The organism is Streptomyces spongiae (assembly GCF_009377185.1).
Classification (GTDB): domain Bacteria; phylum Actinomycetota; class Actinomycetes; order Streptomycetales; family Streptomycetaceae; genus Streptomyces; species Streptomyces spongiae.
In genome coordinates, this window is sequence record NZ_VJZC01000460.1 from 1 (window position 1) to 8132 (window position 8132).

The following is an 8132-nucleotide window of genomic DNA, read 5'->3' on the forward strand; positions in this document are numbered from 1 at the left end:
CACCTTCTCCTACGCCGAGCATGCCGAGTTGCTGGCCGCTGCCGGGGCCGAGGTCGTCGCCTTTGATCCGCTTCGGGACGAGCGGTTGCCCGACGGTACGGGAGGGCTGGTCATCGGGGGTGGGTTTCCCGAGGTGTACGCGTCCGAGCTGTCCGGCAACGAACCCCTTCGCAAGGCCGTTGCCGAGCTCGCACTGAGCGGGGCGCCCGTTGCCGCCGAGTGTGCGGGGCTGCTGTATCTGTGCCGGGAGCTCGACGGGCAGCCCATGTGCGGGGTGCTCGACGCCGACGCGCGGATGGGCGAGCGGCTCACCCTCGGGTACCGGGACGCCGTCGCCGTCAGTGACAGTTCGCTCGCCGCGGCCGGCACCCGGATGCGGGGGCACGAGTTTCACCGGACCACGGTCGAGCCCGGTGCGGGGGTCGCTCCCGCCTGGGGGGTGCGCGCGCCGAGGAAGCGCGTCGAAGGTTTCGTGCGGGACGGCGTGCACGCCAGTTATCTGCACACCCACTGGGCCTCCTCGCCCGGTGTGGCCCGTCGGTTCGTGGAGAGGTGCCGGACGTCATGAGCAGCAGGCTGATCGGAGTCGGGGTCGGGCCCGGTGACCCCGAGCTGGTGACCGTCAAGGGCGTCAACGCGCTGCGGGCCGCCGATGTCGTCGTCGTACCCGTGATGGACACGGGCGAGCGCGGGCGGGCCGAGGCGACCGTGCTGCACTACGTCCCGGAGGACAAGGTCGTACGGGTCGTGTTCGCGCTCAACGAGCGGACCGACCGGGGGCGGCGCGAGGCGGCCTGGGACGCCGCCGGCGCGCGGGTGGCCGGGCTGCTCGCACGCCACTCCTCCGTCGCCTTCGCCACCATCGGTGATCCGAACGTGTACTCCACCTTCACCTACCTCGCCCAGACCATCGTGGAGTCGGTGCCGGGGGTGGGCATCGAGACCGTGCCCGGTATCACCGCCATGCAGGATCTCGCCGCCCGGTCCGGGGCCGTGCTGACCGAGGGGACCGAGCCGCTCACCCTCGTGCCGGTGACCGCGGGGGCCGCCGTGCTGAAGGAGGCGCTGGCCGGGCCGGGCACGGTCGTCGCGTACAAGTTCGGGCGGCAGGCGCGGGAGGTGGCCCAGGCGCTGCGGGAGACCGGGCGGGTCGAGGACGCCGTGTGGGGGTCCGCGCTCGGGCTGGTCGACGAATCCATCCGGTCCGCCGCCGAGCTCGACGACGGCCCGCTTCCCTACCTCTCCACCCTCATCGCGCCCGCCCGACGCGACGGCGGACGCGGCGGGAAGCTGTGAGCGACAGTCCGAGTACGGGGTCAGCCCGCCACTCCCACCACCAGCCAGATGAACGCCGCGCCCGCGACCGTCGCCAGCAGCGTGGAACCGGCCGGGTGTTCGTGGTGGGCCTCCGGGAGGATCTCGGCGGCGGCGAGGTACAGCAACGCCCCGCCGAAGAAGCCGAGGTAGCAGCCGAGCGCCTGCTCCGGGATCGTGAAGAACAGGGTCGAGGCCGCGCCGACGACGGGCGCCGCCGCGTCCGCGAACAGCATCAGGATGGCCCGGCGGCGGGCGTTCCCGTACAGGCTGGTGATCGTGTACGTGTTGAAGCCGTCCGCGAAGTCGTGGGCGATCACCGCGAGGGCCACGGCCGCGCCCATGCCGCCGCCCACCTGGAAGGCGGCACCGATCGCGATGCCGTCCATCGCGCTGTGGCCGACCATCGCCGCGGCGGCCGTGAGACCCACTTCGGGTGTGCGGCCGTTCTTCTCCTCGGCGCCGTGGGCCGCCTGGCGCGCGGCCAGCAGGCGTTCCACCATGTGGGCCAGGAGGAACCCGGCGACGAAGAGCAGGAGTGCCGCCGGGACGCCGTGGACCTCCGTGCCGGCCGCCTCCAGCGCCTCCGGCAGCAGGTCCAGGCCGACCACGCCCAGCATCAGGCCGCCGGCCAGGCCCAGCACCAGGTGACGGCGGTCCGTCACGCGCTGTGCCGTCCAGCCGCCGGCCAGCGTCATCAGGAACGCGCCGAGCGCGACGAAGACCGCCATGTGCTCTTGCTATCCGATCGGCGGGCGTTCACGCACGCGGCACCCCGCGGTGTCCGCCCCTGCCCCTAGGGCGAGACCATCGTCGAGCAGTACCCCGCACCACCCCAGAGAGGACCGATCCCCATGGCCGATGCCACCACCGGCAAGGTGACCTTCGTCGGTGCCGGCCCCGGCGCCGCCGACCTGTTGACGTTCCGTGCCGCACGCGCGATCGCGGACGCGGACGTCGTGATCTGGGCGGCCAGCCTCGTGCAGGCGGAGGTCCTCGACCACGCGCGCGAGGGCGCGGAGATCCTGGACTCGGCGACCATGTCGTTGGAGGACGTCGTCGCCGTGTACGAGCGGGCCCGCGAGGAGGGGCTGAAGGTGGCCCGTATCCACTCCGGTGACCCGGCCCTGTGGGGCGGCACACAGGAGCAGCTCGACCGGTGTGCCGGGATCGGGATCGCGACCGAGGTCGTGCCCGGGGTGTCGTCCTTCTCGGCCGTGGCCGCGCTCGCGGGGCGGGAGCTGACCATTCCCGAGGTCGCGCAGTCCGTGGTGCTGACCCGGCTCGGCGGCGGCAAGACGCCCATGCCGCCGGGTGAGGAGGTGCGGGAGTTCGCGCGGCACGGCACGACCATGGCGGTCTTCCTGTCCGCGGCCCGCAGTGGCCAGCTGGTACGGGAGTTGCTGGAGGGTGGATATCCGACGAACACGCCCGTGATCGTCGCGTACCAGGCCACCTGGCCCGAGGAGCTGGTGGTGAGGTGCACGATCGGGACGCTGGAGGAGACCGTCAAGGAACACAAGCTGTGGAAGCACACGCTGTTCCTGGTCGGCCCGGCCCTCGACGCGCACGGCACACGGTCGCACCTGTACCACCCCGGCCACTTCCACGGCTACCGCAAGGCCGACCCCGCGGCGCGCAGGGCCCTGCGTGAGGCGCGGCGGGACACGGCCGAAGGCGCCCCGCGGGGGGCCACGCCGTGATCACCGTCATCGGTACGGGGACGGGGGCACCCCTCACCCCGGACGCCACGAAGGCGCTGGCCGGGGCGGCGGTGGTCGTGGGCGCCCGGAGGCATCTGGAGGCCTCGGGGCTGCCGCGCACGGTCGAGCGGGTCGTCCTCGGTCCACTGGCGCCCGCGCTGGACACGATCCAGGAGCACCTGGACAAGGACGGGGAGCGGCGGATCGTCGTCCTCGCCTCCGGCGACCCCGGCTTCTTCGGCATCGTCCGGGTGCTGTCCCAGCGGTTCGGGGCGCGGCGCCTCGACGTACGGCCGGGTGTGTCGTCCGTCGCCGCGGCCTTCGCGCGGGCCGGGCTTCCCTGGGACGACGCGGTGGTGGTGAGCGCGCACGGGCGCGATCTGCGGACCGCGCTGAACGTGTGCCGGGCGCATCCGAAGGTGGCGGTGCTGACGGGTCCGGGCTCCGGGCCCGCCGAGCTGGGGGCGGGGCTCCGGTCGAGCCGGCGCGTCCTCGTGGTGGCGTCCGCGCTGGGCGATTCCCGGCGCGAGCGGATCGAGCGGGTGACGCCGTCCGAGGCCGCGAGCCGCGGCTGGGGCGGCGCGGTGAACGTCGTGCTGTGCCTGGACGAGAAGCGGACGGTCGCTCCCCCGCGCGGCATGGCCGGAGCCGTGCCCGGACCCGCCGGATGGGCCCTGGACGAGGACGCGTTCGCGCACCGGGACTCGATGATCACCAAGTTCGAGGTGCGCGCGCTGGCACTGGCCCGGCTCGGTCCGCGCCTCGGTGACCTGGTGTGGGACATCGGTTCGGGTTCCGGTTCGGTGGCCGTGGAGTGCGCGCGCCTCGGCGCCGCCGTCACCGCGGTCGAGAAGACACCGGACGGGGTGGAGCGCATCCGTGGCAACGCGGCGACGCACGGCGTCGACGTCCAGGTCGTGCACGGGGCGGCGCCCACGGTGCTGTCCGATCTCGACGAGCCGGACGCCGTGTTCGTCGGCGGCGGGGGACGCGAGCTGCCCGCCATCGTCACCGCGTGTGCCCGGCGTGCCCGGCGGACCGTGGTGGTCGCCCTGGCGGCGCTCGACCGGGTTCCCGCCGTGCGGGAGGCGCTCGCCGGTGCCGGATTCGAGTGTGACGGCGTGCTGTTGCAGTCGTCGCGGCTGACGCCGCTGCCGGGCGACGTGACCCGGCTGGCCGCGACCAACCCCGTTTTCCTGCTGTGGGGCGTCAGGCCTCCGGCGCGTACCGAAGGAGTCGCCCAGTGATCGGCCTGATTTCCGCCACGGCGGCGGGCGCGGCCGCCCGTGACCGCCTGGCCGCGGCGTGGCCGGACCGCACGCGCGTGTACGACGGGCCCGTAGGGGACGCCGTGCGGCGGGCGTTCGGGGAGTGCGAGCAGTTGGTGTGCTTCCTCGCGACGGGCGCGGTGGTGCGGCTGATCGCGCCGCTGCTGGGCGGCAAGGCGTCGGACCCGGGTGTGGTGTGCGTGGACGAGGGCCGGCGGTTCGCCGTGTCGCTCGTCGGCGGGCATGGCGGCGGCGCCAACGAACTCGCCGTGGACGTGGGCGAGTTGCTGGGTGCCGAGCCCGTCGTGACCACGGCGACCGACGCGGTGGGCGTGCCGGGGCTCGACACGCTCGGGTTCCCCGTGGAGGGCGATGTCGCCGGGGTGACACGTGCCTTGCTGGACGGTGAGCCGGTCGTGCTGGAGGCGGAGGTGGCGTGGCCGTTGCCTCCGCTGAAGGTGACGAACAAGGGGGCGGAAGAAGGGGCGGGAGAAGGGTCGTACGAGAGGGGACGCGAGGGGTCGTACGTCATCCGCCTCACCGACCGGGCCGTCGAGCCGCCCGCCGAGCGCGAGGTCGTCCTCCGCCCGCCGTCCCTCGTCGTCGGCGTGGGCGCCTCCAGGGGTGCCCCCGTGGAGGAGGTCCTCGGGCTCGTGGAGCACGCGCTGCGGGACGCGGGGCTGTCCGTCCGCAGCGTGGCCGAGCTCGCCACCGTGGACGCCAAGGCCGGTGAGCCGGGCATCGTCGGGGCGGCCGGGCGGCTCGGGGTGCCCGTGGTGACGTACACCGCCGAGGAGTTGGCCGTCGTCCGGGTACCCAATCCCTCGGACGCGCCGCTCGCCGCCGTCGGCACGCCGTCCGTGGCCGAGGCCGCGGCCCTGGTGCGCGGGGGCGAACTCCTCGTCCCCAAGCGGAAGTCGGAGCGCGCCGACGGTCGCCCCGCCATGGCGACCTGTGCCGTCGTACGGCGGCCGGGGCGCGGGCGGCTCGCCGTCGTCGGGCTCGGTCCCGGTGCTCGCGACCTGCTCACCCCGCGCGCCAGGGCCGAACTGCGCCGCGCCTCCGTGCTCGTGGGCCTCGACCAGTACGTCGACCAGATCCGCGACCTGCTCCGTCCCGGCACCCGGATCCTGGAGTCCGGGCTCGGGGCCGAGGAGGAGCGGGCGCGCACGGCGGTCGCCGAGGCCCGGCGCGGTCAGGCGGTCGCGCTGATCGGCAGCGGTGACGCGGGCGTGTACGCGATGGCGTCGCCCGCGCTGGCGGAGGCGTCCGACGACATCGACGTGGTGGGGGTGCCCGGGGTCACGGCGGCGCTCGCGGCCGGAGCGATCCTGGGCGCGCCCCTCGGCCACGACCACGTGTCGATCAGCCTCTCCGACCTCCACACGCCGTGGGAGGTCATCGAGCGGCGGGTACGGGCGGCGGCCGAGGCCGACATCGTCGTGACGTTCTACAACCCCCGCAGCCGGGGCCGGGACTGGCAGCTGCCGAAGGCGCTGGCGATCCTCGCCGAGCACCGGGAGCCGACGACGCCGGTCGGTGTCGTACGGAACGCCTCTAGGGCCGACGAGTCCAGCCGTCTGACGACGCTGGCGTCCCTGGATCCGGCGACCGTGGACATGATGACCGTGGTGACCGTCGGCAACACCGCCACCCGCGAGATCGCCGGCCGTATGGTCACCCCGCGCGGCTACCGCTGGCAGGAGGCGGCCACGTGAGCCAGGATGCCTCGGTGAACGCCCTGCCGCGCCACGCCGTATCGTCACCCACCACATCGTTCACATCGCCTGTACCGCCCGTCCCGAAGGAGAAGTCGTGACCACCCCGTCCCCCGCCCTGCTCATCGCCGGTCACGGCACCCGGGACGACGCGGGCGCCGAGGCCTTCCGTTCCTTCGTGCGGGAGCTGGGGCTCCGGCACCCCGAACTGCCCGTGGCGGGCGGGTTCATCGAGTTGTCCCCGCCGCCGCTCGGCGAGGCGGTCGCGGAGCTGGTGGAGCGCGGGGTGCGGCGGTTCGCCGCCGTGCCGCTGATGCTGGTGTCCGCCGGGCACGCCAAGGGGGACATCCCGGCGGCGCTGGCCCGCGAGAAGGAGCGCCACCCCGGGATCTCGTACACGTACGGGCGCCCGCTGGGCCCGCACCCGTCGCTGCTGGACGTGCTGGAGCGGCGCCTGAACGAGGCGCTGGGCGGTACCGGGGGCCGTACGCCGCGGGACCGGGCCGATGTGACCGTGCTGCTCGTCGGGCGGGGTTCCACGGACCCCGACGCCAACGCCGAGGTGCACAAGGCGGCGCGGCTGCTGTGGGAGGGGCGCGGGTACGCGGGCGTGGAGACGGCCTTCGTGTCGCTGGCGGCTCCGGACGTGCCGGCGGGCCTGGACCGGTGCGTGATGCTGGGCGCCCGGCGGATCGTCGTCCTGCCCTACTTCCTCTTCACCGGCATCCTCCCGAACCGCGTGCGGCTGCAGACCGAGGGCTGGGCGGCGGCGCACCCCGAGATCGAGGTGCGCTCGGCCGATGTCATCGGTCCCGAGCCGGAGCTGATGGACCTGGTGATGGAGCGGTACGCGGAGGCGGTGAAAGGCGATCTGCGCATGAACTGCGACTCGTGCGTGTACCGGATCACGCTGCCGGGCTTCGAGGACAAGGTGGGCCTGCCACAGCAGCCGCACTTCCACCCGAACGACGACGGCCATCACGATCACCACGGTCATCCCCACGATCACCACCACGACCACCGCCACGGGGGGCACGCACACTCGCATGCGCACTGAACACGACGGCGGGCGGCCCGGCCCCGACGACGACCACGACCTGCGGCACCACGGTGACTCCGAGGTGCGGGACGACGGGGCCGCGCTCACCGATCTCGCGGTGAACGTCCGCGCGGACACGCCTCCGGCGTGGCTGCGGGACCGGATCGCCGGGTCGCTGGCCGGGACCGGTCTGGCCGCCTACCCGGACGGCCGGGCCGCGCGGGCCGCGGTGGCCGCGCGGCACGGCCTGCCCGTGGAGCGGGTGCTGCTGACGGCGGGTGCGGCGGAGGCGTTCGTGCTGCTGGCCCGCGCGCTGAAGGTACGTCAACCCGTCGTCGTGCACCCGCAGTTCACGGAGCCGGAGGCGGCGCTGCGGGCTGCCGGGCACACGGTGGACCGGGTGCTGTTGCGCGCCTCGGACGGCTTCCGGCTGGATCCCGATGCCGTGCCCGAGGACGCGGACCTCGTCGTGATCGGCAATCCGACGAATCCGACGTCGGTGCTGCACCCCGCACGGCTCATCTGCGAACTCGCCCGCCCCGGGCGGACGTTGGTGGTGGACGAGGCGTTCATGGACGCGGTGCCGGGTGAGCGGGAGGCGCTCGCGGGGCGGTCGGACGTTCCCGGCCTCGTGGTCCTGCGCAGTCTCACGAAGACGTGGGGGCTGGCGGGGCTGCGGATCGGGTACGTGCTGGCGGCGCCCGAGACGGTCGCCGAACTGGAGCGTGCCCAGCCGCTGTGGCCGGTGTCCACGCCCGCGCTCGCTGCGGCGGAGGCGTGTGTGTCGCCTCGGGCGCTGGTGGAGGCGGCGGGGGCGGCGGAGCGTATCGCCGCGGACCGTGCGCATCTCGTGGCCGGGCTCCGTGAGTTCGCTCCCGACGGGCTCGTGCTCGCCGAGCCCGCGGAGGGGCCGTTCGTGCTGGTGCGGCTTCCTCGGGCGGGGCGGGTACGGCACCATCTTCGCGACCTCGGCTTCGCTGTGCGCCGTGGGGACACGTTTCCCGGTCTTGGTGAGGAGTGGCTGCGGGTCGCTGTGCGGGACCGGGTGACGGTGAACCGGTTTCTGCAGGCGCTGGACAGGGCGGTGACC

The 8132-nt window shown here is 74.1% G+C and carries 7 protein-coding genes and 1 pseudogene; 7 read left to right on the plus strand and 1 reads right to left on the minus strand.

Annotated elements, in window-relative coordinates:
- Positions 1-568 (plus strand): annotated as a pseudogene (locus tag FNH08_RS38090) (cobyrinate a,c-diamide synthase); the annotation flags it as partial.
- Positions 565-1296, plus strand: coding sequence for a precorrin-2 C(20)-methyltransferase (cobI, locus tag FNH08_RS38095; RefSeq protein WP_152776101.1), 732 nt, complete (start codon positions 565-567; stop codon positions 1294-1296). The pseudogene FNH08_RS38090 and the gene cobI, both read left to right, overlap by 4 nt.
- Positions 1297-1316: 20 nt before the next feature.
- Here the strand turns inward: cobI and FNH08_RS38100 are convergent, their stop codons facing one another.
- Positions 1317-2045 carry a ZIP family metal transporter gene (locus tag FNH08_RS38100; protein ID WP_152776102.1) on the minus strand — a complete coding sequence of 243 codons (729 nt, stop codon included), beginning with the start codon at positions 2043-2045 and terminating at the stop codon, positions 1317-1319.
- Positions 2046-2168: 123 nt separating this feature from the next.
- On the opposite strand from FNH08_RS38100, the gene cobM reads away from it, so the two are divergent.
- The 5 genes from cobM to cobC form a co-directional block, all read left to right on the plus strand.
- Positions 2169-3017 (plus strand): precorrin-4 C(11)-methyltransferase, encoded by an 849-nt coding sequence (gene cobM / locus FNH08_RS38105; RefSeq protein ID WP_152776103.1) that lies wholly within the window; start codon positions 2169-2171, stop codon positions 3015-3017.
- Complete coding sequence (cbiE, locus tag FNH08_RS38110; RefSeq protein WP_322726149.1) at positions 3014-4264, plus strand: precorrin-6y C5,15-methyltransferase (decarboxylating) subunit CbiE; 1251 nt, start codon at positions 3014-3016, stop codon at positions 4262-4264. The genes cobM and cbiE overlap by 4 nt, the downstream gene beginning before the upstream one ends.
- Positions 4261-6003, plus strand: coding sequence for a precorrin-3B C(17)-methyltransferase (gene cobJ / locus FNH08_RS38115; protein ID WP_322726150.1), 1743 nt, complete (start codon positions 4261-4263; stop codon positions 6001-6003). Before cbiE ends, cobJ begins: the two co-directional genes overlap by 4 nt.
- A 97-nt stretch (positions 6004-6100) precedes the next feature.
- On the plus strand, positions 6101-7060 hold the full coding sequence (locus tag FNH08_RS38120; RefSeq protein WP_322726151.1) for a sirohydrochlorin chelatase: 960 nt from the start codon (positions 6101-6103) through the stop codon (positions 7058-7060).
- Positions 7050-8132, plus strand: a 1083-nt coding sequence (gene cobC / locus FNH08_RS38125) for an Rv2231c family pyridoxal phosphate-dependent protein CobC (RefSeq protein ID WP_152776104.1), incomplete at its 3' end; no start/stop codon positions are given. The genes FNH08_RS38120 and cobC, both read left to right, overlap by 11 nt.